Source organism: Roseateles aquae, assembly GCF_032337115.1.
GTDB classification, from domain to species: domain Bacteria; phylum Pseudomonadota; class Gammaproteobacteria; order Burkholderiales; family Burkholderiaceae_C; genus Roseateles_C; species Roseateles_C aquae.
Map to the genome: position 1 here is coordinate 52700 of NZ_JAVXZY010000002.1, position 24780 is coordinate 77479.

The following is a 24780-nucleotide window of genomic DNA, read 5'->3' on the forward strand; positions in this document are numbered from 1 at the left end:
CTCAGGGCTTCCCCGCAATCACCGTATCACTTGAAGTTCAGGGACCAAAGCCTTGATCTGGGCCGTGCCTATCGCCCATATCAGACAGCCAGCCCGGCGGCGCAGCGCTAGCATCCGACAGTACGGGTCACTGTCCCGACCTGCGCCCCACGGAGATGCTTGATGGCTGAATTGTCCGCACCGCTTGAATGGCCCCACGGCAGGCAGGCTGCCGCCCCGGCCGGCGATGCGCCCTTTGTCTGGCCCACCCCCCCCTTCACCGCCTACCCGCAACCGGCGCCGCAATCCGGCCCCGAGGCCTGCGAAATCCTCGGCATGAACAACAGCCGCTCGATCGGCCACCTGATCATGCTGCTGCCGCAGCAACGCATTGCCCAAGTGGCGGTGCCCCCAGCGCGCAATGCCATCCCGCTGAAGTTCGCCCAATTTCGTGCGCTCAAGCTGCTGCGCCCTATCCCAGCCGCGCCGCGCGACCCGAGCGCCGCCGACGCAGCCTTGACGCTGGACCACAGGCCGCGCAGCGAGTTCAAGCTCAGCTTCAAGGGGGGTGGCGAGCTCAAGGGCATCACCATCGGCCATCTGCAAGACGACAACGGGCTGTTCCTGTTCCCGCCGCTGAATGAGCACGACGACGCGGTGCGCTGCGTCTTCATTCCCAAGGAGGTGCTGGGCAGCTTCGAGCTTGGCGAGCGGATCGGCGATCTTTTGGTGAAGGAGCAGGCGGCGACCGCAGAACAGGTGGATGCCGCGCTGCGCGAACAGCAGGACCTGCGCCATCGCCGCGTCGGCGACATCCTGGTGTCCAAACAGGTGGTCAGCCCGGAACAGTTGCTGCAGGCCATTGAGCAGCAGGCGCGCATGCCCATGGTGCGCATCGGCGAGGCGCTGCTGGCGCTGGACCTGATCACACCGACCCAGCTGGAGGAAGCGCTGGCCCAGCAGCGCGACGACCGCTCGGTGCCGCTGGGCGAGCTGCTGGTGCGCAAGGGCGTGGTGACGCGGCAGCAGCTACAGTCGGCGCTGGCGCGCAAGATGGGCTACCCGCTGGTCGACGTTGACCATTTTCCGGTCGAGCCCGATGCCGTTCGCAAGCTGCCCTTCTCGGTCGCCAAGCGCCTGGAAGTGCTGCCGCTGGTGCTGCGCGATGGCCGGCTGATTGTGGCGATGGAAGACCCGACCCGGCGCGATGCGCTGGACGAGGTCGAGTTCATCGCGCAGCTGAAGGTGGTGCCGACGCTGGCCAAGGTCGGCACCTTGCAGTTCGCCCTGCCCGGCGCCTACGACCGTTTTGGCGCCGAGGCCTTGAACCCTCGCGATCTCTCGCTGCCGGCCTTCCAGGCCGACTTCGAGCTGGACAACGCCGACAAGCTGATTGAAACGCTGGAGCGCGAAGGCCAGGAACGTGCCGGTGCGCGCGAGGACGAATCGCAGATCGAGCAGTCCGACAACTCGCTGGTGCGCATGATCAACACCATGATCATCGACGCCAGCAACCAGGGCGTGTCCGACATCCACATCGAGACCCACCCGGGCCGCGAGAAGCTGAAGATCCGCTTTCGCAAGGACGGCGTGCTGCAGCCCTATTTGGAGCTGCCGCACACCTATCGCAGCGCCATGATCGCGCGCATCAAGATCATGTGCGACCTCGACATCTCCGAGCGCCGCAAGCCGCAGGACGGCAAGATCAACTTCGCCCGCTTCTCACCGCAGCACAAGCTGGAACTGCGCGTCGCCACCATCCCGACCAACAACAATCTCGAAGATGTCGTGATGCGCCTGCTGTCCTCGGCGCGGCCGATCGCGATGGAGAAGCTGGGCCTCTCGCCCTACAACTACACGCAGCTGAAGGAGGCCGTGCAGCGCCCCTACGGCATGGTGCTGTGCGTGGGTCCGACCGGCTCGGGCAAGACCACGACGCTGCACTCGGTGCTCTCGCAGATCAACACGCCAGAGCGCAAGATCTGGACGGCCGAAGACCCGGTTGAAATCACCCAGCAGGGCCTGCGCCAGGTGCAGGTCAACCCCAAGATCGAGTGGACGTTTGCCAAGGCCTTGCGCGCCTTCTTGCGCGCCGACCCGGACGTCATCATGGTGGGCGAAATCCGTGATGAGGAGACCGCCGAGATTGCCGTCGAAGCCTCGCTGACCGGCCATCTGGTGCTCTCCACGCTGCACACCAACAGCGCGCCGGAGACGGTGACACGCTTGCTGGACATGGGCACCGACCCGTTCAACTTCGCCGATTCGCTGCTCGCCGTGCTGGCCCAGCGCCTGGTGCGCCGGCTCTGCCCGGCCTGCCGCACCGCCGAGCCCCTGCCCGACGCCGAGCTGCAGGAGCTGCTGGACGACTATCTGCACGTCTTCCCGGTCGATCTGCGCCCACCGCGTCCGGTGCTGTTGAACGAATGGATCAGCCTCTATGGCGAAGGCGGGCAGCTGAAGCGTTATCACTCCAAGGGCTGCCCGCAGTGCGACCGCAGCGGCTTCAAGGGCCGTGCCGGCCTGCACGAGCTGATGATGGTCAGCAAACAGATCCGCCGCCTGATACAGACCGGCGCCCGGGCCGAGGAGTTGCAGCACGCGGCCCTCGCCGAGGGCATGCGCACGCTGCGCCAGGACGGCATCGTCAAGGTGCTGCAAGGCGTCAGCACCCTCGGCGAAGTACGCGCCACCAGCAACGCCTGACACCATGGACAGCAGCAGCCCCAACGACAGCAGCCGGCCCCAAAAACTGCGCCTCGGCGATGTGCTGGTGCAGCAGCAGCTGATCTCCGAGGAGCAGCTGGGTCAGGCGCTGGAACTGCAGCGCACCAGTGGCAAGAAGCTGGGCCGGCTCTTGATCGATGCCGGGCTGATCACCGAAGAAGCACTGGCCCATGTGCTGGCCCGGCAGCTGCGCGTGCCCTTCGTCAATCTGAAGACCTTTGCGCTGAAGACCGAGCTGGTGCGCCTGCTGCCCGAAACCCCGGCGCGGCGCTTCCGCGCCCTGGTGCTGGAGGAACGTGGCGAGACCCTCTTGGTCGCCATGGCCGACCCGCTGGACCTGTTCGCCTACGACGAGCTGACCCGCCTGCTCAAGCGCCGCATTGCCATGGCCGTGGTGGCCGAGAGCCAGCTCGCGCCCGCCTACGACCGCCACTACCGCCGCAGCGAGGAAATCAGCGGCCTGGCGCGGGCGCTGGAAAAAGACATTGGCGATGCGGTCGACTTTGGTGCATTGCAGGCCAGCGTCGGCCAGGAAGGTGCGCCAGTGGTGCGCCTCTTGCAATCGGTGTTCGAGGATGCGGTTCAGGCCGGCGCCTCCGATCTGCATATCGAGCCTCAGGAGACCGAGCTGCTGATACGCACCCGCATCGATGGCGTGCTGCAGACCCAGACCCAGGCCGACAAGCGCATCGCCGCCGCGCTGTCGCAACGGCTGAAGCTGATGGCCGGCCTGGACATCGCCGAAAAGCGCCTGCCGCAGGACGGCCGCTTCTCGCTGCGTCTGCGCGACAAGACCATCGATGTGCGCCTCTCCACCCTGCCCGGCCAGTATGGCGAATCGGTGGTCATGCGCCTGCTTGGCCAGGGCAATGCGATGCGCCGGCTCGATCAGATCGGCATGCCCGCTGACATGCTGGCCCGCTTTCGCGAAATCCTTTCGCAGCACAGTGGCATGGTGCTGGTCACCGGCCCGACCGGCTCGGGCAAGACGACCACGCTGTATGCCGCGCTCGCCGAAATCGATGCCGAACAGCACAAGATCATCACCGTTGAAGATCCGGTCGAGTACCGCCTGCCCGGCCTGACTCAGGTGCAGGTGAACGACAAGATCGAGCTGGACTTTGCCCGCGTGTTGCGCGCCACGCTGCGCCAGGACCCCGACGTGATACTGGTCGGCGAAATGCGCGACACCGAGACCGTCGAGGTCGGTCTGCGCGCCGCGCTGACCGGCCATATGGTGCTCTCCACGCTGCACACCCGCGATGCGCTGAGCACGCCGTTTCGCCTGCTCGATATGGGCGCCCCGCCCTTTCTGGTGGCCACCTCGCTGCAGGCGGTGTTTGCGCAAAGACTGCTCAGAGCCGTCTGCGAGGCCTGTGCCGAGCCGCATGTGCCAACGGCACAGGAAGCGGCCTGGCTGCGCGCCGTCGCTGGCGCCGATGCCGCCAGCATCAGCACCGTCAAGGGCCATGGCTGTTCGGCCTGCGGCGGTACTGGCTATCGCGGCCGGCGGGCCATCTACGAGATGCTGGAAATGGATGCGGCGATGACGCTGGCCATCCAGCGCAGTGACGCCGCCGGCTTCATGAGCGCGGCGCGCCACAGCCTGCATGGCAAGACACTGGCTGACCGCAGCCTGGAGTTGGTGCGCCAGCGCAAGACCTCACTCGCCGAGGCCATGCGCATCAGCATCGACATGGATGGCTGACGGCGATGCAGGCCTTCAACTGGCGCGGCCGCAACAACCGTGGCGAACTGCTCAGCGGCACGCTGGATGCCGAGCATGCCGATGCCGTGGCCGCCCAGTTGATGGCCGGTGGCGTCATCCCTATCGGCATCAGCCCGGCCGGCAACAGCGTTGCCAGCCCGCAGACCGATTGGTGGGCGGCCTTGCGTGCGCGGCCGGTCAATGATGAGGACTGCCTGACGCTGACCCGCCAGCTCTACACCTTGCAGAAGTCCGGCGTGCCGATCCTGCGCTCGCTGGCCGGCCTGCAGGCATCGACCGAGCACAGCGCCCTGATCGCACTGCTGCAGGACCTGCGCATGAGCCTGGATCAAGGCCGTGAACTGGCCACCGCCATGGGGCGCCACCCGAAGGTGTTTGGCACCTTTTACGTCGCCATGGTGCGGGTCGGCGAAATGACCGGCCGCTTGACCGAGGTGTTTCAGCGCCTGGGCGAGCATCTGGAGTTCGAGCTCGATATCCGTGCCCGCATCAAGCAGGCACTGCGCTACCCCATCATGGTCGTCGTGGCGATGGCCATCGCACTGATCATCATCAATCTCTTCGTGCTGCCCAAGTTCGCCGCGGTCTTCGAGCATTTTCATGCCGACCTGCCGCTGATGACGCGCATCCTGCTTGGATTCTCGGCCTGGACCGTGCGCTGGTGGCCGGCACTGGTGGTCGGTACCGTCATCGCCGCCTTTGCCTGGCGCAGTGCGCTTGCTACGCCGAGTGGCCGCTACCGCTGGGACCGCCTGAAGCTGCGCCTGCCGATTGCCGGCCCCATCGTGCTGAAGGCCACGCTGGCCCGATTTGCGCGCAGCTTTTCGCTGGCTTCACGCAGCGGTGTGCCCATCAGCCAGGCGATGGTCGTTGTTGCCCAAACAGTGGACAACGCCTTCATCGCCGGCCGCATCGAACAAATGCGTGCCGGCGTCGAGCGCGGCGAAAGCATTTCTCGATGTGCCGCTGCGGCGGGCGTGTTCACGCCCATCGTGCTGCAGATGATTGCCGTGGGTGAGGAGACCGGCGAGCTCGACAACCTGATGAGCGAGATCGCCGATATGTACGAGCGCGAGACCGATTACGCAATCAAGGGCCTGTCTGCAGCGATCGAACCCATCCTCTTGCTGATCATCGGTTGCCTGGTTTTGGTGCTGGCCTTGGGCGTTTTCCTGCCGCTGTGGGATCTTGGCCAGGCCGCCATGGGGCGCGGCGCTGGCTGAAGTCCAGCCAAGCGTGAATTTGGCCCTTCAGTTTCGGCCCCACTTGCCGATACGCTGAACAGATGCCGCAACAGGGCTCGGGCGCGACCATGGCGGTCGTCGAATTGCCTGTGCAACAAGCCTTTGCAGCCTTCGGCATCCAATGCGAGGCAGTTTATGAAGCGTGAGCAAAGTGGTTTCACTCTGATCGAGTTGGTGATGGTCATCGTCATCCTGGGCGTGCTGGCCGCCGTGGCCTTGCCCAAGTTCGTCGCCGTCGATGACGATGCCAAGCAGGCCGCCGTCAATGGCATTGCCGGCTCGCTGAGTTCGGCGTCGGCGATCAACTACGCCAGCCGCAAGGCAAACGCCGCGAACGGCAATGCGGTGACCAACTGCACCGATGTCGCCAACTCGCTGCAGGGCGGTGTGCTGCCAACCGGCTACGTCATTACCTCACTGGCCGTCGCGGCAGGCAATACCGAAGTCAACTGCGTGCTGACCGCCAATGGCAAGACGGCCAAGTTCACCGCCACCGGCATCCTCTGAACATCGAGGCGAAGGCGGCTTCACGCTGATCGAGCTGGTCATCGTGATGCTGCTGGTCGCCGCGCTGGCGGTGTTTGCCCTGCCCCGGCTGATAGATACCGCGATGTGGCGACTGCGTGCCTTCGGCGACGATGCCGTCAGCCAGCTGCAGGCGATGCAGCGGCTGGCCCTGGCCCAGCGCCGCCCCATCACCGCCACCATCACCGCCAGTGGCATCAGCATCGCCTACAGCGGTGGCACCAGCCTCGCGCAGCTGGATTGCCCCAGCGAAGCCAGCCCCTGCATTGCCGAAGGCGGCAGCCGCAGCGTGGTGTTCAACAGCGGCAACCAGGGCCGCAGCCTCGTGGCGGGCGGCGCCTCGATCACGATGACGGTGGCCTACGGCAGCTACAGCCAGGCCTACCGGATCGAAAACGAATCGGGCCTCGTTTACCCGCTTCCTTGAGGCATTCCCACGCCGCATGCCGGCCTAGCATCTGGGGCAGGAGTCCCCATGTCCCGGCACTTTGCACGCCCCTACACAGCAGCGATGAGGCCCAGCGGCCGGCGCCAGCCTGCCCGGGGGCTGTCGCTGATCGAGCTGTTGATCTTCATTGTGATCGTCAGCATTGCGCTGGCCGCGGTGCTGCGCGTGTTTGTACAGGCCGGCACGGCCAGCGCCGATCCGCAGATTCAGCGCCAGGCCTTGGCCATCGCCGAGTCGCTGCTCGAGGAAGTGGAGCTGATGCCCTTCACCTTTTGCGATCCTGATGACGCCAATGTGGGGTCCGCCACCAGCAGCGCCGGCTGCGCCAGCCTGTCCGAGGCCGGCATCGGCCCTGAGGCCGGTGAGAATCGTTACGCGACGCCGCAGTTCGACAACGTCAACGACTACCACGGCTTCGCGATGACCGGCATACGCGACCTCAGCAACACGGCGATTGCCGGTCTGTCCGGCTACAGCGCCAGCGTCAGCGTCAGCGCCAGCGCGCTGGGCAGCATCAGCCAGGGCAGCGGCGATGCGCTGCTGATCACGGTGACGGTGACCGGGCCGCAATCCACCTCCGTGAGCCTGCAGGGCCTGCGGGCCCGCCATTCACCGAACGCCGCACTATGAGAATGCCCAGCTCCCGGCGTCAGCTGAGTGGCTTCACCCTGATCGAAGCGGTGCTGGTCATCGTGCTGACCGGCGTGCTGATGGTCATCGTGGCGCAATTCATCGTCACGCCGGTGCAGATCTATCTGAACACCAATCAGCGCGTGCAGCTGGTGAACCAGGCCGACCTCAGCCTGCGCCGCATGGCGCGCGAGCTGGCCATCTCGCTCCCCAACAGTGTGCGCGTCACCAGCACGGCAAGCAGCAGCACGCTGGAACTGATTCCCAGCACCGGCGCGGCCCGCTATGCCAGCGAAGGTGCTGGCAAGCTGGACTTCGGCACCTTGGACACCAGCTTTGATCTGGTCGGGCTGCCGCTGACGCTGGCCGCCAGTCAGCAGCTGGTGTTCTACAACCTCGGCCCTTCGGTTCCAGATGCCAATGCCTATGCGGACAACAGCAGCGCCGTCACCCAGGCGAGCTCCAACCGCCGCATGGCCACCAATGGCGCTGGCTCGGCCAGCACGATCACGATCAGCTCGCTGGCCGCCTTGCCGGCCACTCTGCTGGCGCCGCCGTTTCGCGTCTATGCAGTCGAGCAGCCGATTACCTACCGTTGCGATCGCACAGCTGGAACGCTGACCCGCTACAGCGGCTATGGCTTTGTCGCTGTCCAGCCGGACCCACCGAGCGGCGGCAGCAGCGCCTTGCTGGCCCGTGGTGTCAGCGCCTGCAATTTCAGCTATGAAAACGCCATCGTCGCGGCGCGAGCCGCCCTGGTCAGCCTGAGCCTGAGTTTGACTGCCAAGGTCGAAGGCCCGGGCAGCGGCACGGAGACGGTGAGTCTCTACCGCGCCGTTCATGTGGACAACCTGCCATGAAGCAAGCAGCGCAGGGCTTCACGATGATGTCGGCTCTGTTCATCCTGGTCGTGCTGACTGCCTTGGGTGCGACGCTGGCCCAGCTGAGCATGCGCCAGCATCTGGGCGCCGCCAGCGAGCTGGAACAGGCCCGCGCCTACCAGGCCGCGCTGGCGGGGCTGGAATTCGGCAGCTTTCAGATCCTGCGTAACGCCGTCGCGCAGCCGCCCTGCTTTGCCACCACCTCGATTGCCTTCGGTACGCCGGCACAGCCCGGGCCGCCCGGGATGACGGTCACCGTCAGCTGCAGCCGCACCCCGGGCTCCGGCACCGTCAGTGACGGCAGCACGCAACTGGCCTTCTATCAACTGTTGGCCACCGCCTGCAATGCACCCAACGCGGGCAGCTGTCCCGGCGCGTCGCCGCCGCAGCCGAGCTACGTCGAACGCCAGCTGGCAAGGACCTTGCAGCGATGACGCGACTGCCTCGCTCATTGAGCGTGCCGCTGCTGCTGCACCGCTGGCGCATGCTCTTGCTGGCCCTGCTGCTGTGTTTGGGCCAGGGTGTGGCACAGGCCTGCACGATGAGCATCGATGGCCTGGCCACCTCGCCGGCCTCACCGACGGTCGGCAGCACGGTCACCATCACCATCCTGGTCACCTACCAGCATTGCCAGGGCGGCGCCCTGCAGTTCGGTGATGACGCGCCGGCCCGGCTCAGCTACAGCGGCTGCGCGATGCAGAGCACCGACTGGGACTGCAACAACGTCTACAACTCCGGTGGTCAGACCTATTCCGTCTACGTGCCTGGCAATACCGGCATCAAATCGGCGGCCATCGACTTCAGCTACACCGCGACCAGCACCGGCAGCACCACCATCACCTTCACCGAATACATCAGCTTCACCTCGCAAAGCGTGACCATCAACATCGGCACCGCCGTGCAACTGAAAGCCGAGTACCGCTTCGACGAATGCAGCAACTACAGCGGCGCCGCCGGTGAGGTCAAGGCCAGCACCGGCGGCGCCCATGCCACCGCGGTCCAAGGTGCAGCCAACACAGCAGCCACACCCGCCATCGTCAATCGCCATGCCGATCTGCGCGCTGTCGATGGGCGACGCTATTTCAGCGTCAGCGGTGGCACGACGATGAACAGTGACTGGAGCGTCAGCGTCTGGGTCAAGTTTCCACTCTCAACCGGTGGCAGCCGCTACCACGTGCTGGGCGCGATGAGCGGCGGCGGCGATCTGATGTACATGGATGCCTCAGACAGCTTTCGCTGGGGCGTCTACACCAATGGCGGCAGCACCGTGCCGGGCAGCTACAAGTTCAATGTGCTTTCCAGCGGCTGGCACCATATCGTGCTGGTCGCCACCCCGAACAGCACGGAGTTGTATGTCGACGGCGCGCAGAAGGACGCCGTCAATGCCCGCACCATTGGCACGCTGGCTTATATCGGCGCCTCTTACGACATTGATGCCGGCACCCACGAGGGCCTCAATGCCGAGATCGACGAGTTCATGGTGTTCAGCGGCGCGCTCAGTGCCGGCACCATCAGCAGCATCTACAGCAATCAGGCCGGCGGCAAGAATTACGACGGCAGCAGCCGAGCCAATCTGTGCCCGGCGGGCCCCTCGAGATTCGTCATCAGTGGTACCGGCAGCGCCTCGACCTGCACGCCACAAACACTGACTATCACCGCGGTCGACAGCGGCGGCGCCACGGTCACCAGCTATACCGGCAGCATCAATCTGAGCACATCCAGCGGCAAGGGCAACTGGAGTGCTGGCAGCGGGCCGGCGCCCGCGGGCACGCTGAGCCAGGCCGTCGCCAACAGCGGTGCGGCCAGCTACAGCTATGCGGCGGGAGACAGCGGCAGCGTCAAGCTGCGGCTTGACCATGGGCTGGCACAAACGCTGACCGTCACCGTCGTTGATCCGCTGATCAGCGGCTCGAGCAGCACCTCGGCCAGCATCAGCTTCAGCGACAACGCCTTTGTTTTCGCCGAGGACCTGAACAACAAGATCAGCAGCAATGATGTCGCCGTCGCCGGCCGGCCGCACGACTACACGCTGAGCTATATGCGCAAGGATCCGGTGAGCGGCACCTGCGGCGTCGCCACTGACTATGCCGGCAGCCATGCGCTGAAGTTCTGGCGCAGCGACAACGGCAGTTCCTGGACCGCGCCCACCGTGGTCTCCCCGGCCCTGAACATCCCAAGCGCTGCGCCGGTTGGCAACAACCTGACGCTGAACTTCACTGCCGGCGTTGCCAGCTTCAATCTGGGCAGCAGCGACATCGGCCGCTACTCACTCAATGCACGTGACGACAGCCTGAGCACCGCCAGCACCATCATCAATGGCAGCAGCAATGTGCTGACCGTGCGCCCATTCGCGCTGATCCTCGATGCGCTGAGCTACAACGGCGTCGGCAATGCCGGCGGCTCGACGGCGAGCAGCGCCGTCTTTGCGCCAGCTGGCGCCAGTTTCTCGGCCACGCTGGGCGCCTACCGCTGGACGGCAGCCATGACCAGCAATGGCGCCGATCCCACCAACACCGGCACGCCGGACAGCACCGCCAGCGCAGCGGCGCTGAAGGCCGGCGGCCTGGCGCCCGGCTTTGCCAGCGCCGTCACGCTGGCGCCGCTGGCCGGCACTCAGCTGCCCTTCCCGGGCACGCTGGGCAGCCTGTCCAACGGCAGCGTTGCCGCCAACGCTTTCAGCAGCGGCAGCGCCAGCCTCAGCCAGCTGCAGTACAGCGAAGTCGGCAGCTTTGCCTTCAACACGGCCGGCGTGGCGAGCAATTTCTTAGGCAGCGGGCAGAACCTGGGGCTGCTCGTTCTCAATGCCAGCGGCCAGCAAAACGCCCGCGTCGGCCGCTTTGTGCCGGCCGGCTTCAAGACGGCCAACAAGAGCATCACCCAGCGCGTCAACGCCGCCTGTCCCAGTCCATCGAGTTTCACCTACCTTGGCGAGAACCTGCGCCTGAACTTCGATCTGAGCGCGGTCAATCTGCAAGGCAACGTCACCAGCAACTACAGCGGCAGCTATGCCAAGCTTGATCTCAACAGCGTCTCCAGCTACACGGTGGCCGGCATCCAGGGCAGCACGATGTTCAAGGCGGCCAACAACCGCGTGCGCCTGGCCAGCAAGATCGATGTGGCCAGTGGCTGGAGCAATGGCCAGGCCACCGGCATCGGCCTGACAGCAGCCCTGCTGCGCGCAGCGGCGCCTGATGGCCCGTTTGCCACTGTCGCGGTCGGCGTGGCCGTCAGCGATGGCGAGGCCGGCATCTTCCAGCCCGATCTGGACACCGACTCGCCGGCCAATGGCGCCGACAGCAGCCAGATCGCCACAGTCGAGCTGCGTTTCGGTCGCCTTCGTTTGCAAAATGCCATAGGCTCGCAGACAAGAACGCTCGCCCTGCCCGTGCAGGCTCAGCACTTCGACGGTAGCAACTTTGTCACCAACACTTTGGACAGCTGCACCAGCATCAGCGCCAGCCAATTGAGCTTCGGCAATTTCCGCAAGACCCTGGATAGCGCCGATGCCGCGATGCAGGGCAGCTCGCTGACCCTCAGCAGCGGTGTCGGTGCCCTGGTGCTGGCCAAGCCGGCCAGCGGTCACGCCGGCAGCTACGACGTCGCCATCAGCCTGGGCGCCAATGCGGCCGACAACAGCTGCCTGAAGCCCTGGACACCGGCCAAGGCCGCCAGCAGCGGCGCCGGCCGCGACTATCTGCAGACCAATTGGTGTGGCAACAGCCTGGATCGCGACCCTGCCGCGCGGGCCAGCTTCGGCCTCTACCGCGGCAGTGACGCGGTGGTCTATCAAAGGGAGAACTATTGATGCGCTGGCCTTGGCAGACACGAGCCAACAGCCTGAGGCTGTCGCTGCGAATGACGCCCGAGCTCTTCGCCTATGTGCTCGGCGAGCCCGGCGCCGCCCTGCGCAGCTGGGGGGCCATATGGCGGGGAGGCGATAGCGAGGACGACTTCAATCGCCGCATCAAGGCGCTCGGCTTGCAGGCTGGCGAGGTGCAGGCCCTGCTTGAGCCGCCCGACTACCAGATCCTCAAGGTCGATAGCCCCAAAGTGCCGGCCGCGGAAATGAAGGCCGCTGCCCGCTGGCAGATCAAGGAAATGGTCGAGCACAAGCTCGAAGAGCTGACACTCGATGTGCTGCATGTGGGCATCGATGTGCATCGCGGCCAGCCGCAGATGTTCGTCATTGCGGCGCAAAACAGCGCTTTGCGCCAGTTGAACGAGCGAGCCGGCGCCTTGCAGCTAGGCCTTGACATCGCCGACATCTGGGAGACCGCGCTGCGCAACCTCCAAAGCGCTCAGGCCAAGCACGACGGCCTGGGCGAACGTGCCTGTGCCGCCTTGCTGTGGCGCGATGGCGAGCCCTGCCTGCTGTGCATCTGCGCCGAAGGCGAGCTGTACTACACCCGGCGACTGGACAGCGATGCGCGACTGCTTGCACGGGCCATCCAGAGCGACAAGCCGGCCGCCAGCCTGGAGGCCGGACTCAGCTTCGAAGCGCCACCGACCGATGCCAATGGCATCGTTGACTACTCGAGCGGCGGCGAAGAATCTGCGCTGGTGATCGAGCTGCAGCGCTCGATCGATGTCTGGGAACGCTCGACGCCGGACCTGCCGCTCGCGCGGCTCTACGTGGTCGCCGCCGAGCATGCCGAGCCGCTGGCCGCACTGCTGCAACGCGAACTCGGCCTGCGCAGCAGCGCTTTGCAGCTGGGCGAAATCTTCAGCGGCCTGCAAGCCGGCGATGCCCAGCAGCAGCTTGAACTCGCCGCCTGCCTGCCCCTGCTGGGCGCCAGCCTCCGCGACAGCGGCAAGGAGCTCTAGACATGGCGCAGCAGATCAATTTGTTGACGCCCATCCTGGCGGCACCGCGCCGGCATTTCTCGGCCCTGGCGATGCTGCAGGCGGGCGCCCTGCTGCTGCTTGGCATGCTCGCCATTTCGCTGTGGCTGGGTCGTCAGGCCGATCTGGCGCGACGCAGCCATGCAGCGGTACAGGCGCAAACCGAGCAGGAGCGGCGCATGCTGATCGAGGCCCTGGCGCGCTTGCCGCAATCCGGCGACCCCAAGTTGCTGGAGCAGCAATTGGCCCAGCTGGAGCAGCAGAACAACGAGCTGGCGCAGCAGCTGCAAGCCTTGCGCGGCGGCCTGCTCAAGCCCGGCCACCGTTATTCTGACCTGCTGGGCTTGCTGGCACGCAGCGTGCCCGAGCCGGTCTGGCTGAGCGAGCTGCGCTGGCAGCCCGGCCATTTGGCGATGCAAGGCGGCACGCTCGATCCATTGCCGCTGCGTGCCTGGGTCGTCGGCCTGGGCAGCCTGGCGCCGCTGCAGGGCTTGCAGATTCAGCAGGTACGGCTTGAAAAAACTGGCGGCCGCGTTTTGCCCCCGCTCAACAGCAGCCCCGGCAGCAGCACCGCTGGCAGCAGCGGTAGCCTGGCGGGCCTACCGGCCAAGGGGCCGAACAGCTGGGCCTTTGAAGTGCTGCTGGGGTCGGCACAGGCACTGCCTCCGACCGGCGCCGCCTCGCAAGCCAGCACAGGGGGCGCACGATGAGCAACAGCACCCTCGCACGCTGGCGCCAGCAGCTGCTCAACCTGGCGCAGCGGATCGATGCGCTGAGTCTGCGCGAGCGCGTCTTCCTGTTCGTCTCGCTGAGCCTGCTGGCCATGGCCTTGCTCGACCGCCTGCTGATCACACCGCTGCGCGCCGAACGCGAGGCCCAGACCGTGGCCCAGCAGCAGCTGGCCCAACAAATGCAACAGCTGCGCGAGCAGTTCAGCAGCGCCTCGCGGCAAAGCCTGGGCGACGGCCAGGTCTCGCTGCTGCGCCGGCGCATCACTGCCGCGCGCCAACGCCTCATCGCTCAGGCGCAGGACATGAATCTGGGCGCGCCCCAAGGCACGGCGCCCTTGAGCAGTCTGCTGGCTTCCCTGCTGAAGCGCCACGAAGGCCTGACGCTGGAGAAGCTCGACAGCATCAACGATGCCCCGGTCTACGCCCGCGGCATCAGCCTCAAGGGCTTGCAATGGCAGGGCCTGGAACTTCAGCTCGCCGGTGACTACAGCGAGTTGCAAGCCTATCTGCGCGATCTCGAGCAGGCCTGGCCCGAGCTGCATTGGGGCGAGATGCGCTTGCAGGCCGGCGCCAGCGGCCACGCCACCCAGTTGCAGCTGCAACTCTTTGTGCTGAGGGCAGCCCCATGAACCGTGCACGCAGTTCGAAGCGGCGGCAGCTGGCAGCGAGCCTGCTTCTAAGCTTGATCTATTGCCTGCAGGCGAACGCCGCAGCACCGGCACAGCCAGCGCCCGCAGCGCCGGCCAAGCTGCCGACGGCACCAGCTGCCGCCAGCGCCGTCGCTGCCTCCGGCGGCCGCGATCCCATGCAGTGGCCACCGGCCCTGCGCGCCGCTGCCGCCGCCGAGGCCCTGGCCGCCGCAGGCCCTGCCAGCGCAGCCGAGGCCGAGGCCATCGCGCCACGCCTGCTGCTGTTCAGCGACGGCAAGGCCTATGTGATGCAGGGCAGCCGCCGGCTCGGCATCGGCGACAAGCTGGGCGAGGCACGCATCGTGCGCATCGACCAGCAGGCCGTCTGGCTGCGTGAAGCAGGAGTGACCCGGCGCGAGCCTCTGTTCGCCGGCGTCGAGCTGCGACCGAGCCCCGAGAGCGACGCCGCCGCCTCAGCGCCGGCCGGCAAGGCCACCAAGCGTAAGAACAACAAGTCCGTCTCCAAGGAACAGCCATGACGCACAGCCTCCACCGCCTTGGCCGCGGTGCCGCCGCCGGCCCGCACGCATTGGCTCGCCGTTGCCGCAGCGCAGCGCTGCCGCTGATGCCCATCGCCCTGGCCCTGGCCTTCGTCCTGAGCGGCTGTGCCGAGGCACCGCTGCGCCTGGCTCAGCCAGCCGACAATCTGCGCGCCGAGCTGGAGGCTCATCGGCAGCAGCAAGCGGCACGGCTGGCCCAGGAACGCAGCCTGCAACAGGCCCAGCCAGCCAGCCCGCAAGCGGCGACGCCGGCCGCGCCCCCGCCTGCCGCGCCGGCCGAGCCGCGCTTCGACCTGATCGTCAACGGCGCGCAGATCCGCGACGTCTTTCTCTCCCTGGTCACCGACACCCGCTACAGCATGCTGGTCCATCCCGATGTCAGCGGCCAGCTGTCGGTCACCTTGAAGGGTGTGACGCTGCGCGAGGCACTGGAATCCATCCGCGATGTCTATGGCTTTGACTTCCGCATCGACGGCCGCCGCATCAGCGTCTACCCACCGACCATGCAGACCCGCGTGTTCAGCGTCAATTACCTGCAGGGTCAGCGTCTGGGCCGCAGCGAGCTGCGGGTCAGCTCCGGCGCGGCCCTGGTGGCCGCCAACAGCGGTGGCACCGGCTCGGGCAGCACTGGCACCAGCACCGCCGCCAATGGCGCCGGCAACAACACCGGCAATGGCAGCAACGGCGCCCTGACCCAGCCGGAAAGCAGCCAGGTGTCCACGCTGACGAGGAGCGACTTCTGGGCCGATACCGCCCAGGCGCTGCGCAATCTGGTCGGCAGCGAGCCAGGCCGCAGCGTCATCGTCAGCCCGCAGGCCGGCACGATTGCCGTTCGGGCAATGCCACAGGAGCTGCGCCATGTCGAAGCCTTCCTGCGCGCCACGCGCCTGGCCGTCGAGCGCCAGGTGATGCTGGAGGCCAAGATCGTCGAGGTTGAACTGCGCGAAGGCTTCCAGAGCGGGGTCGATTGGTCGGTGCTGGGCAAGAACGGCAGCATCGGGCAGACCAGCGTCAACCCCTCCATTCCCAGCGGCGTCAACACGGTGCTGAATCCGCTGGTCAGCAACAGCCTGCAGCTGCCGGTGCTGTCCACCGGCACGCAGGCACCCGCCTGGCCCGATCTGATTCCACTGCCCTCGGCCGGCGGCGGCGCCTTTGGCCTGGCGCTCAGCAAGGGCGGCTTCCAGGGCCTCTTGAGCTTTCTGCAAAGCCATGGCGATCTGCAGATTCTGTCCAGCCCGCGCGTCGCCACCCTGAACAACCAGAAGGCCGTGCTGAAGGTGGGCACCGACGACTACTTCGTCACCGGCATCACCGGCGGCAATACCAACACCGGCACCAGCACCAACAACAATGTCGGCATCAGCATGCCGACGCTGACGCTGACCCCTTTCTTCTCCGGCATTGCGCTGGACGTGACACCGCAGATCGACGACGCCGGCATGGTCACCCTGCACATCCACCCCTCTGTCACCACGGTGACAGAAAAGATCAAGCAGGTCGATTTGGGCACCATCGGCAATTACCGCTTGCCACTGGCGTCCAGCAGCGTCAACGAAACCGACACCGTGGTACGCATTCCCGATGGCGCGATTGCCGCCATCGGTGGGCTGATGCAGCTGGAGTCGTCCCGGCGCGGCTCCGGCCTGCCCGGCGCCGAGCAGAACCCGATCACCGCCACGCTGTTCGGCAACCGTGCCAACAGCGGACGCAAGCGTGAACTGGTCGTGCTCATCAAGCCGACCATCATCCACGGCAGCGACGATTGGGATCAGCTCAACCCGCAGCTGGGTGCCGCCGACACCGGCAGCGACAGCAGCCCGCGCCGCGTCATCACCGTCAATCCGCCGCCGTCCCCCCCCTCCACGCCCTCCTCTACACCGAGTACGCGCTGACGCGGGGTCAGGGCTTGCCCCGAGACGGCCACTATTGCCTCGCCCGAGCGCTTGCGGGATAGTCAGCCCTTCACCAAGCAGCAAGGGGGAGCGGCCATGGATTTGCCGTTGTACAGCCATTCCAGCGCCAGCGGCCATCCGAGCGGCTTGCCGGTGCAGGGCCAGCTGCCATCGGCACACCAGCAACTGATCCTCAGCTCGCATCAGCGCTGCCAGGCTTTTGGTCTGAATCCGGCCGATGAGGCCGATCTGCACCGGCTCGACGGCGCCGCGCTGCAGGATCTGCAGCAGCGCAATGCCAGGCTCTGCGCCCAGGCACTGCCGGTGATGGACATGCTCTACGAACAGCTGGCCCATGCGCAAAGCATGGTGGTGCTGGCCGACGCCGCAGGCACCATCCTGCATGCGCTGGGTGATAACGGCTTTCTGCAGCGGGCACAGCGCGTGGCGCTGGCACCCGGTGCGCATTGGGCCGAGGCTGACAAGGGCACCAACGCCGTCGGCACCGCCCTGATGACCGAGTTGCCGACGCTGGTGCATGGCAGCGAACACTATCTGCGCAGCATGCAGTTCCTGACCTGCTCGGCCGCACCGATCTTCGACCACAAGGGCGGTCTGCTGGGCGTCATCGATGTGTCGGGTGATCGCCGCTCCTACCATCCGCATACGCTGGCCTTGGCCGCCATGTCGGCGCGGCTGATCGAGAACCAGTGCTTTGCCGAACGTTTCAGGCACAGCCCGCGCTGGCATTTCCACGGCAGCAGCGCCGGCCTGGACACCTTGCAGGAAGGCGTGCTCGCGCTCGATGCCGAGGGCCGCATCCAAGGCGTCAATCGCCGCGCCCAGGAGCTGCTGGGCCTGTCGGCCGCGCAGCTGCGCCGGCACACGCTGGAATCGCTGCTGGGGCAAGGCCTGGGCCAGCTGATGGCTGCCGGCGGCGCCATCGACAACCCGGTCTGCGTGGAGCTGCCCGAGCCCTTGCTGCAGACCAGCCGCCATACGCGCTTCTTTGGCAAGCTGCAGGCGGGTAACCAGGCCTTGCGCGTCGCTGCTCTGGCCCCACAGGCCAGTGGCAACGCTGCGCCCAGCATCATGCTGGCGCCCCAGCCCGAGAGCAGCCCGGCGCAGCCCAAGGCCGAGCCTGTCGACCCGGAAGCGCTGGGGTTGAAGCTGGCCGCCCAGCCGACCACCTTGCGCCAGACCGAGGCCCAGGCCATCGAGGCGGCCGTGCAGGCGGCTGGCGGCAATCTGTCGCTGGCCGCGCGTCAGCTCGGCATTGGCCGCAGCACGCTTTATCGCAAGCTGCGTGGCGGCTGAGTCTCAGCGGCGCAGCAAGGCAAGAATCTCTGCCGCCATCGCTGCGGCCGCACCGCGGTGGCAGGCCGCAAAACGTCTGGCCTGCTCGGCCCGCTGCTGCAAGCCAGCGGGATCGGCCAGCAGCACCTGCGCGCGTTGCAGCGCGCCAGCCAGATCGTCAGCCCGCTCGGCCGCACCGGCCGCTGCGGCCAGCGCCGCAGCGTCGGCAAAATTGAAGGTGTGCGGCCCCATCAACAGCGGGCAGCCGCAGGCGGCGGCCTCGATCAGGTTCTGTCCGCCCAACGGCGCAAAGCTGCCGCCCAGCAGGGCCAGATCGGCCGCAGCATAGTAGAGCGGCATCTCGCGCATGCTGTCGCCCAGCCAGACCTCGGCAGCCAGCGCCGCGGCATCTGGCTCAGCGCCCCAGCTGCTCCGCCGCGCCAGGCGCAAGCCCCGCGCGCTCACCAGGGCCGCCACCTCATCAAAGCGCTGCGGATGGCGCGGCACGATCAGCAGCAAGGGGCGCGGCGCCGGCCATTGCAGGAACTGATCCAGCAGCTCGGCCTCTTCACCTTCGCGTGTCACCGCGGCCAGCAGCACCCGGCGCTCCTGCTGCTGCAAGCGCATCTGCCAGCCCTGCCCCTGCGCCAGCAGGCGCGGATCGGGATGCAGGTCGTACTTCAGATTGCCCATCACCCGCACACGATGCACACCGGCATCGCGCAGCCGCGTGGCGTCGGCCTCGGTCTGCGCCAGTGCCAGCGTCAGCCGCGCGGCCGCCGCGCCCAGCAAGGCCTGCAACCGGCGCCCCTTGCGGGCACTTTTCTCCGACAGGCGGGCATTGGCCAGCACCATGGGCAGGCCCTGGCGCTGTGCTTCGTAGAGCAGCGTTGGCCAGATCTCGGTTTCCATCAGCACGCCGACGGCCGGCCGATGGCGGCACAGGAAACGTCGCACCGCGCCGGGGCTGTCGTAGGGCAGCCAGCACTGCTGATCGCCGTCATGCAGCAGCGCCTGTCCGGCCTCGCGGCCGGTGGCGGTGGCATGGGTGAGCAGCAGGCGCAGGCCCGGCTGAGCGGCGCGCAAAGCCTCGATCAAGGGCGCGGCAGCGCGCGTCTCGCCGAGCGATACCGCATGCAGCCACAGCGCCCCGCCCGCCGAGGCAGGGACGGCAGCAGGCCCAAAGCCGAACCGCTGGCCCCAATCCTGGCGGTACAGCGGCTCGGCCGCTCCGCGCCGCCACAGCTTGAGCAGATACAGCGGCGTGGCCAGGCGCAGCGCCCAGCCGTAGGCCCAGCGCGCCAGCCGCTGCTTCAGCGTCTCGGCGCCGCCTGCCCTCATCGCGGGCTCAGTGGCCGGCCGCAAAGGTCGCGTCGGGCTTGACGCGCTTCAGCTGCGCCAGCACATCGTGCTGGATGCGGTCCAGCGCTTCCTGCGTCTGGCCTTCAAAGCGCAGCACCAGCACCGGCGTGGTGTTGGACGGGCGGATCAGGCCGAAGCCATCGGGGTACTCGATGCGCAAGCCGTCGATCGTGACCAGCTCGGTGGCGCCGGGGAAGTCGGCCAGCGTGGTCTGTGCCTTCAGCTGCTTGACCACTTCATGATGCTCGCCCTCGGCGCAGGGCACGTTGAGTTCGGGCGTGTTGAAGCTGTTCGGCAGGCCATTGAGCAAGGCGCTCGGGTCGGCCTCGCGCGACAGGATCTCCAGCATCCGGCCGGCCGTGTACATCGCATCGTCGAAGCCGTACCAGCGCTCGTTGAAGAAGATGTGGCCCGACAGCTCGCCGGCCATCGGTGCACCGGTTTCCTTCAGCTTGGCCTTGGCCAGTGAGTGGCCGGTCATCCACATCAGCGGCTTGCCGCCATGGGCGCGGATCCAGGGCGCCAGCTGCTGGGTGCACTTGACGTCAAAGATGATCTCGGCGCCGGGCAGGCGCTTCAGGATGTCGGCCGCCAGCACCATGATCTGGCGGTCCGGCATGATCATCTGGCCGTCCTTGGTGACGATGCCCAGCCGATCGCCGTCGCCGTCAAAGGCCAGGCCCAGCTCGGCGTCGCAGGCGTGGACGATGCGCTTCAGGTCTTCCAGGTTTTCCGGCCGCGAGGGATCGGGATGGTGGTTGGGGAAATCGCCATCGACCTTGGAGTAGATGTCGATCACCTCGCAGCCCAGCGCGCGCAGGATGGCCGGTGCGCTGGCGCCAGGGATGCCGTTGCCGCTGTCGACCACCACCTTCATCGGGCGGGCCAGCTTGCAGTCGCTGACGATGCGATGGCTGTACTCGGGCACGATGTCCATCGCTGCCACACGGCCCTTGCCGCTCACATAGTCTTCGGCCTCGATGCGCTGACGCAGGCCCTGGATCTGCTCGCCGTAGACGGCCGCGCCCTTGAGCACCATCTTGAAGCCGTTGTAATCCTTGGGATTGTGGCTGCCAGTGACCATGATGCCGGAGTTGCAGCCGTGCTTGGCGCGGGTGGCGGCCACGTAGTAGAGCATCGGCGTCGTCACCGGGCCGAGGTCGACCACATCCAGGCCGGTCGACTGCAGGCCGCGGATCAGCGCCGCGACTAGCGAGGGGCCCGACAAGCGTCCATCACGACCCACGGCCACGGCCTTCTCGCCCAGCTTGACCGCCTCGGTGCCGAAGGCGCGGCCCAGGTGCTCGGCCAGTTGCTCGTCGAGCGTGCTGCCAACGACGCCACGGATGTCGTAGGCCTTGAAGATGGAGGCGTGAACTTGCATGCGTAATCCCTGGACAAGCGTCCGATGCCAAAAACAGCGCGCCATTGTAGGCAAGCCCGGGGCCGCCGCCGTACTGTTGCCGTAACCGGCCCGGCGCTTGCGATTCAGCGCCGCGGTTGTCGATTCGTCGAGTGCGTGCCACCGCCCTGGGGCCATCCCTCTAGGCTTGCCTCCATCAGACACCGACACTGCCCGCCATGCCCACCCTGACCGATTTGCTGCAAGACTTTGCCTATGCCCGCGGCCGCTATTTCAAGCTGCACAAACACCGCGACGAGAAGTTGTGGGCGCGGCTGCTGATCAGCAGCGCCTTCGCACTGTTCTTCCCGACCTTCTTCATGAGCCTGGGCGTGGTGTTCGGCGACGCCCAGATCGGCCTGGCCGGCGTGCTGCTGACCTATCTGCTGGGTTTCTTCATTGCCTTCTCCATCCACGGCAGCTACCGCGCCGTTGAGCTGCTGCTGCCCGAGGCCCGGCTGCAGCGGCTGAACCGGGGCGGGCCCTACAGCAGCCTGTTCTTCGGCGGCGTGCCCGTTCTGATCATGGCGATCAGCTTCTTTGTGTTCACACAGCTGCTGCGCGTGTTTGCCGATGTGCGCATCACGGATTCGCCGTTTGATTCGATGCGGGCGGCCAGCAGATTCCTCTTCATCAGCCTGATCTTTGCCTTGCTCAGCGCCTTCATCTCCTGGCAGGCCAACAAGCGCAAGGCCTTGCAGCTGCAAGCGACCGAAGCGCAGCTGCTGCGCCTGCAGGCCCAGATCGAACCGCATTTCCTGTTCAACAGCCTGGCCGCGGTGCAAAGCCTGATCGACCCGGCACCTGAGCGCGCCAAGCAGATGCTCGAATGCTTCACCGACTATCTGCGCGCTAGCCTGGGCACGCTGCGGCTGCAGACCTGCAGCCTGGACCAGGAGCTGCAGGCGGTGCAGAGCTATCTGGCCCTGATGCAGATCCGCATGGGCGAGGAGCGGCTGCAGTTCCACATCGACGTGCCCGCCGAACTGCGCGCACTGAAGCTGCCGCCGCTGCTGCTGCAGCCACTGGTCGAGAACGCCGTCACCCATGGTCTGGAAGGCAAGGCCGAGGGCGGCACGGTACGACTCAGCGCAAGACTGCTGGATGAGCGCCTGCATCTGCGCGTCGAGGACGACGGCCTCGGCCTGCGTGCCGCCCAGCGCCGCGCCCGGCCCGGCCATGGGCTGGCGCTGAAAAACATCCGCGAGCGCCTGGACGCCCGCCATGGCGACGATGCCGCCCTGACCATCACCCCGGGCGAACAAGGCTGCGTGGCCGAGCTCGTTCTGCCCATCGAAGCCCAGCCCACCAGCAAGAACGACGACCAGCCATGACACGCGCCTTGATTGCCGACGACGAAATCCACCTGGCCGAATACCTGCGCCAGCAACTGAAGACCCTGTGGCCCGAGCTTGAGCTGCTGCCGCTGGCCCGCAATGGCGATGAGGCCGCCGCACTGATCGCCGCCCACGACCCCGAGCTCGCCTTCCTGGACATCCAGATGCCCGGTCTGACCGGCCTGGAAGTCGCCCAAGGCATCGAAGGCAAGACGCGTGTGGTCTTCGTCACCGCTTTCGATGACTACGCGGTGGAAGCCTTCGACCATGCGGCGCTGGACTATCTGCTCAAGCCCTTGAAGACCGACCGACTGGCACGAACGCTGGAACGCGTGCGTGCCACCCTGACCACCCCGGCCGCGGAGCCGGATGCAGCCCTCGCCGGTGCCTTGCAAAAGCTGCTCGGCGCCAGCCCACAGCCCGGGGTAGCGGCCCCATTGCGCTTCATTCGCGCCAGCCAGGGCGAGTTGATGCATCAGATCGAGGTGAACGAGGTGCGCTACTTCCACGCCGACGAGAAATACACCTGCGTACAGACGGCCGATGCCGAGTACCTGATACGCACGCCGATCAGCGAGCTGATCACCCAGCTCGACCCGACCCTGTTCTGGCAGGTACACCGCTCCACCATCATCAATCTGCAGCACCTGGCCGGTACCCGGCGCGATGAGCTGAGCCGGCTGTTCGTGCGCTTCAAGGACCAGTCGCGCGAGCTGCCGGTGAGCCGCGCCTATGTCCATCTGTTCAAGGCCATGTAGGCGGCCCACCCATTCAGTCGCGGGATAGGCCGCCCGCGGCGCGGTGCTAGAGTCGGCAGCAGGCCAGGGAGATAGAACAAGAAGCGGATGGCCTGTCGATGAATGGTTCTTTGGGCGCGGTGTGGGGCCGTGTCACCCTTTATGGATGCCTGCTGAGCGGATTGCTCTTGGCCCCTCCCTGCCTGGCTGCAGAGACCGAGCTGCAATGGGTAGCCGGCGAACTGCCACCGTTTGCCTGGATAGGCCCAGGCGGCGCGCCACAGGGCTATGCCAGCGAGCTGGCGCTGGCGATGGCGCAAAAGCTCGGCCGCAAGCCCGAGCTGCAGTTCTTCCCCTGGGCCCGCGCGGTGCGCATGACGGCCGAGGGCGAGAACTTTGGCGTTTTCCCGCTGGCCCGCACGCCGGATCGCGAGGCCGGCTTTCGCTGGCTGATTCCGCTGATGCGGGTCGACTACAGCTTCTTCGTCAAGCGTTCGCAGGGCGCCACCGGCAATCTGCTGGAGCTGCGCCGCCAGCGGGTCGGTGTGCTGCGCGGCTCGCCCATCATCAAGAACCTGCAGGCCGAGGGCTTCAAGCAGATCACCGAGGCCAAGGACTACAAAGACCTGCTGCGCATGCTGCAGCAGGGCATGATTGCCGCCATCTATGCCGGCACGCCGATGCTGCAGGCGGCGATTGATCAGGCTGGCCTGTCGCGCGAGGACTTTCTGATCAGCGCCCAACTCGGTTCCGCCGAGCTGTATATGGGCGCTTCGCTGAAGCTGAGCGAGGCCGAGGCCCAGCGCTGGCTGCGCGCCTATGAGCAGTTGCAGGCCGAGGGCACGGTCAAGGAACTGCAGCAGCGCTATCTGAAATAGCGGGCCGAAAACCGCCAGAGCGCCGCCGCCGCCGCGCCTATGATCGCGGCTTTTGCCATGCTGCCATGAAGCCCCGCGATATCCAGGAATTGCTCTTGCTCGCCGCCATCTGGGGCGCCTCCTTCCTGTTCATGCGCCTGGGCGCTCACCAGTTCGGCCCGCTGCCGATGGCGGCGATGCGGGTCAGCGGCGCCTGCCTCCTGCTGTTGCCGCTGCTGGCCCAACGTGGCCGGCTGGGCGAGCTGCGCAGCGCCTGGCGGCCGCTGCTGGTGGTCGGGGTGCTCAACAGCGCCCTGCCCTTTGCGCTCTATGCCTATGCAGCGCTGTCGATCACGGCCGGCCTGTCCAGCATCCTCAACGCCACCACGCCGCTGTGGGGCGCGCTGGTCGCCTGGGCCTGGCTGTCACAGGCGCTGACGCGCTGGCGCCTGCTGGGCCTGGCGGTCGGCTTTGGCGGCGTCGTCTTTCTGGCCTGGGATCAGGCCAGCTTCAAGCCCGGCGGCAGCGGCTGGGCCATCCTGGCCTGCCTGCTGGCCACCTTCTGCTATGGCATTGCCGCCAATGCCAGCAAACGCTGGCTGAGCCACATCAGCCCCTTGAGCGTGGCCACCGGCAGCCAGCTGGGTGCCGCGCTGCTGCTGGCCGGCCCGGCCTTCGTCTACTGGCCATCCGAGACGCCCGGGCTGCAAGCCTGGATCAGCGTGGCCCTGCTGGCCCTGCTCTGCTCCGGCATCGCCTACATCCTCTACTTCCGGCTGATGCAGCGCATCGGCCCGGCCAACACGGTAGCGGTAACCTTTCTGATCCCGGTCTTCGCCGTGCTCTGGGGCGCACTCTTCCTGGCCGAGGCCTTCACGCTGCACATGGCCGCCGGCTGCGCCATCGTGCTGCTGGGCACGGCGCTGGCGGTGGGCTTGCTGCCACGCAAGACCTGACCCCGCCCCCGAA

Annotated in this window: 21 protein-coding genes; 19 read left to right on the forward strand and 2 right to left on the reverse strand. The window is 66.8% G+C overall.

Going from position 1 to position 24780, the window contains the following annotated elements; all coding sequences use genetic code 11:
- Positions 1 to 162 precede the first annotated feature (162 nt).
- The 15 genes from RQP53_RS05605 to RQP53_RS05675 all read left to right on the forward strand — a co-directional run bounded on the left by RQP53_RS05605 (position 163) and on the right by RQP53_RS05675 (position 18137).
- A complete protein-coding gene (locus tag RQP53_RS05605; protein ID WP_315649250.1) occupies positions 163 to 2685 on the forward strand; it encodes a GspE/PulE family protein in 2523 nt (840 codons plus the stop codon).
- Between the two features lie 4 nt (positions 2686 to 2689).
- Positions 2690 to 4414, forward strand: coding sequence for a GspE/PulE family protein (locus tag RQP53_RS05610; protein ID WP_315649251.1), 1725 nt, complete (start codon positions 2690 to 2692; stop codon positions 4412 to 4414).
- A 5-nt stretch (positions 4415 to 4419) separates the two neighbouring features.
- Complete coding sequence (locus tag RQP53_RS05615; protein WP_315649252.1) at positions 4420 to 5658, forward strand: type II secretion system F family protein; 1239 nt, start codon at positions 4420 to 4422, stop codon at positions 5656 to 5658.
- A 156-nt stretch (positions 5659 to 5814) separates the two neighbouring features.
- Complete coding sequence (locus RQP53_RS05620) at positions 5815 to 6186, forward strand: pilin (RefSeq protein ID WP_315649253.1); 372 nt, start codon at positions 5815 to 5817, stop codon at positions 6184 to 6186.
- Positions 6146 to 6631 (forward strand): pilus assembly FimT family protein, encoded by a 486-nt coding sequence (locus tag RQP53_RS05625; RefSeq protein ID WP_315649254.1) that lies wholly within the window; start codon positions 6146 to 6148, stop codon positions 6629 to 6631. The genes RQP53_RS05620 and RQP53_RS05625 overlap by 41 nt, the downstream gene beginning before the upstream one ends.
- 48 nt (positions 6632 to 6679) lie before the next feature.
- Positions 6680 to 7282, forward strand: coding sequence for a type IV pilus modification PilV family protein (locus RQP53_RS05630; RefSeq protein ID WP_315649255.1), 603 nt, complete (start codon positions 6680 to 6682; stop codon positions 7280 to 7282).
- A gap of 2 nt (positions 7283 to 7284) precedes the next feature.
- Positions 7285 to 8142, forward strand: coding sequence for a PulJ/GspJ family protein (locus RQP53_RS05635; RefSeq protein WP_315649256.1), 858 nt, complete (start codon positions 7285 to 7287; stop codon positions 8140 to 8142).
- On the forward strand, positions 8139 to 8597 hold the full coding sequence (locus tag RQP53_RS05640; RefSeq protein ID WP_315649257.1) for a pilus assembly PilX family protein: 459 nt from the start codon (positions 8139 to 8141) through the stop codon (positions 8595 to 8597). Before RQP53_RS05635 ends, RQP53_RS05640 begins: the two co-directional genes overlap by 4 nt.
- Positions 8594 to 11968 carry a LamG-like jellyroll fold domain-containing protein gene (locus RQP53_RS05645; protein WP_315649258.1) on the forward strand — a complete coding sequence of 1125 codons (3375 nt, stop codon included), beginning with the start codon at positions 8594 to 8596 and terminating at the stop codon, positions 11966 to 11968. Before RQP53_RS05640 ends, RQP53_RS05645 begins: the two co-directional genes overlap by 4 nt.
- Positions 11968 to 12987 carry a hypothetical protein gene (locus RQP53_RS05650; RefSeq protein ID WP_315649259.1) on the forward strand — a complete coding sequence of 340 codons (1020 nt, stop codon included), beginning with the start codon at positions 11968 to 11970 and terminating at the stop codon, positions 12985 to 12987. The genes RQP53_RS05645 and RQP53_RS05650 overlap by 1 nt, the downstream gene beginning before the upstream one ends.
- A 2-nt stretch (positions 12988 to 12989) precedes the next feature.
- Positions 12990 to 13715, forward strand: coding sequence for a hypothetical protein (locus RQP53_RS05655; RefSeq protein WP_315649260.1), 726 nt, complete (start codon positions 12990 to 12992; stop codon positions 13713 to 13715).
- Entirely contained in the window at positions 13712 to 14365 is a 654-nt protein-coding gene (locus RQP53_RS05660) for a hypothetical protein (protein WP_315649261.1), read from the forward strand. Before RQP53_RS05655 ends, RQP53_RS05660 begins: the two co-directional genes overlap by 4 nt.
- On the forward strand, positions 14362 to 14904 hold the full coding sequence (locus RQP53_RS05665) for a hypothetical protein (RefSeq protein WP_315649262.1): 543 nt from the start codon (positions 14362 to 14364) through the stop codon (positions 14902 to 14904). The genes RQP53_RS05660 and RQP53_RS05665 overlap by 4 nt, the downstream gene beginning before the upstream one ends.
- Positions 14901 to 16820 (forward strand): secretin GspD/PilQ domain-containing protein, encoded by a 1920-nt coding sequence (locus RQP53_RS05670; protein ID WP_315649263.1) that lies wholly within the window; start codon positions 14901 to 14903, stop codon positions 16818 to 16820. Before RQP53_RS05665 ends, RQP53_RS05670 begins: the two co-directional genes overlap by 4 nt.
- A 96-nt stretch (positions 16821 to 16916) precedes the next feature.
- Complete coding sequence (locus tag RQP53_RS05675) at positions 16917 to 18137, forward strand: sigma-54-dependent Fis family transcriptional regulator (protein ID WP_315649264.1); 1221 nt, start codon at positions 16917 to 16919, stop codon at positions 18135 to 18137.
- Between the two features lie 3 nt (positions 18138 to 18140).
- On the opposite strand, the gene RQP53_RS05680 is transcribed toward RQP53_RS05675, so the two are convergent.
- Positions 18141 to 19457, reverse strand: coding sequence for a 3-deoxy-D-manno-octulosonic acid transferase (locus RQP53_RS05680; protein ID WP_315649265.1), 1317 nt, complete (start codon positions 19455 to 19457; stop codon positions 18141 to 18143).
- A gap of 7 nt (positions 19458 to 19464) precedes the next feature.
- Entirely contained in the window at positions 19465 to 20862 is a 1398-nt protein-coding gene (locus RQP53_RS05685) for a phosphomannomutase/phosphoglucomutase (RefSeq protein WP_315649266.1), read from the reverse strand.
- A 197-nt stretch (positions 20863 to 21059) separates the two neighbouring features.
- On the opposite strand from RQP53_RS05685, the gene RQP53_RS05690 reads away from it, so the two are divergent.
- From RQP53_RS05690 to RQP53_RS05705, 4 genes are all read left to right on the forward strand, one after another.
- Positions 21060 to 22214 (forward strand): sensor histidine kinase, encoded by a 1155-nt coding sequence (locus RQP53_RS05690; RefSeq protein WP_315649267.1) that lies wholly within the window; start codon positions 21060 to 21062, stop codon positions 22212 to 22214.
- Positions 22211 to 22975: a LytR/AlgR family response regulator transcription factor gene (locus RQP53_RS05695; protein WP_315649268.1), complete on the forward strand. Its 765-nt coding sequence runs from the start codon at positions 22211 to 22213 to the stop codon at positions 22973 to 22975. The genes RQP53_RS05690 and RQP53_RS05695 overlap by 4 nt, the downstream gene beginning before the upstream one ends.
- A gap of 167 nt (positions 22976 to 23142) precedes the next feature.
- The gene (locus tag RQP53_RS05700; RefSeq protein ID WP_315649269.1) at positions 23143 to 23832 is read left to right on the forward strand and encodes a substrate-binding periplasmic protein; all 690 of its coding nucleotides are present in this window, start codon (positions 23143 to 23145) and stop codon (positions 23830 to 23832) included.
- A 65-nt stretch (positions 23833 to 23897) separates the two neighbouring features.
- Complete coding sequence (locus tag RQP53_RS05705) at positions 23898 to 24767, forward strand: DMT family transporter (RefSeq protein ID WP_315649270.1); 870 nt, start codon at positions 23898 to 23900, stop codon at positions 24765 to 24767.
- Positions 24768 to 24780 lie beyond the last annotated feature (13 nt).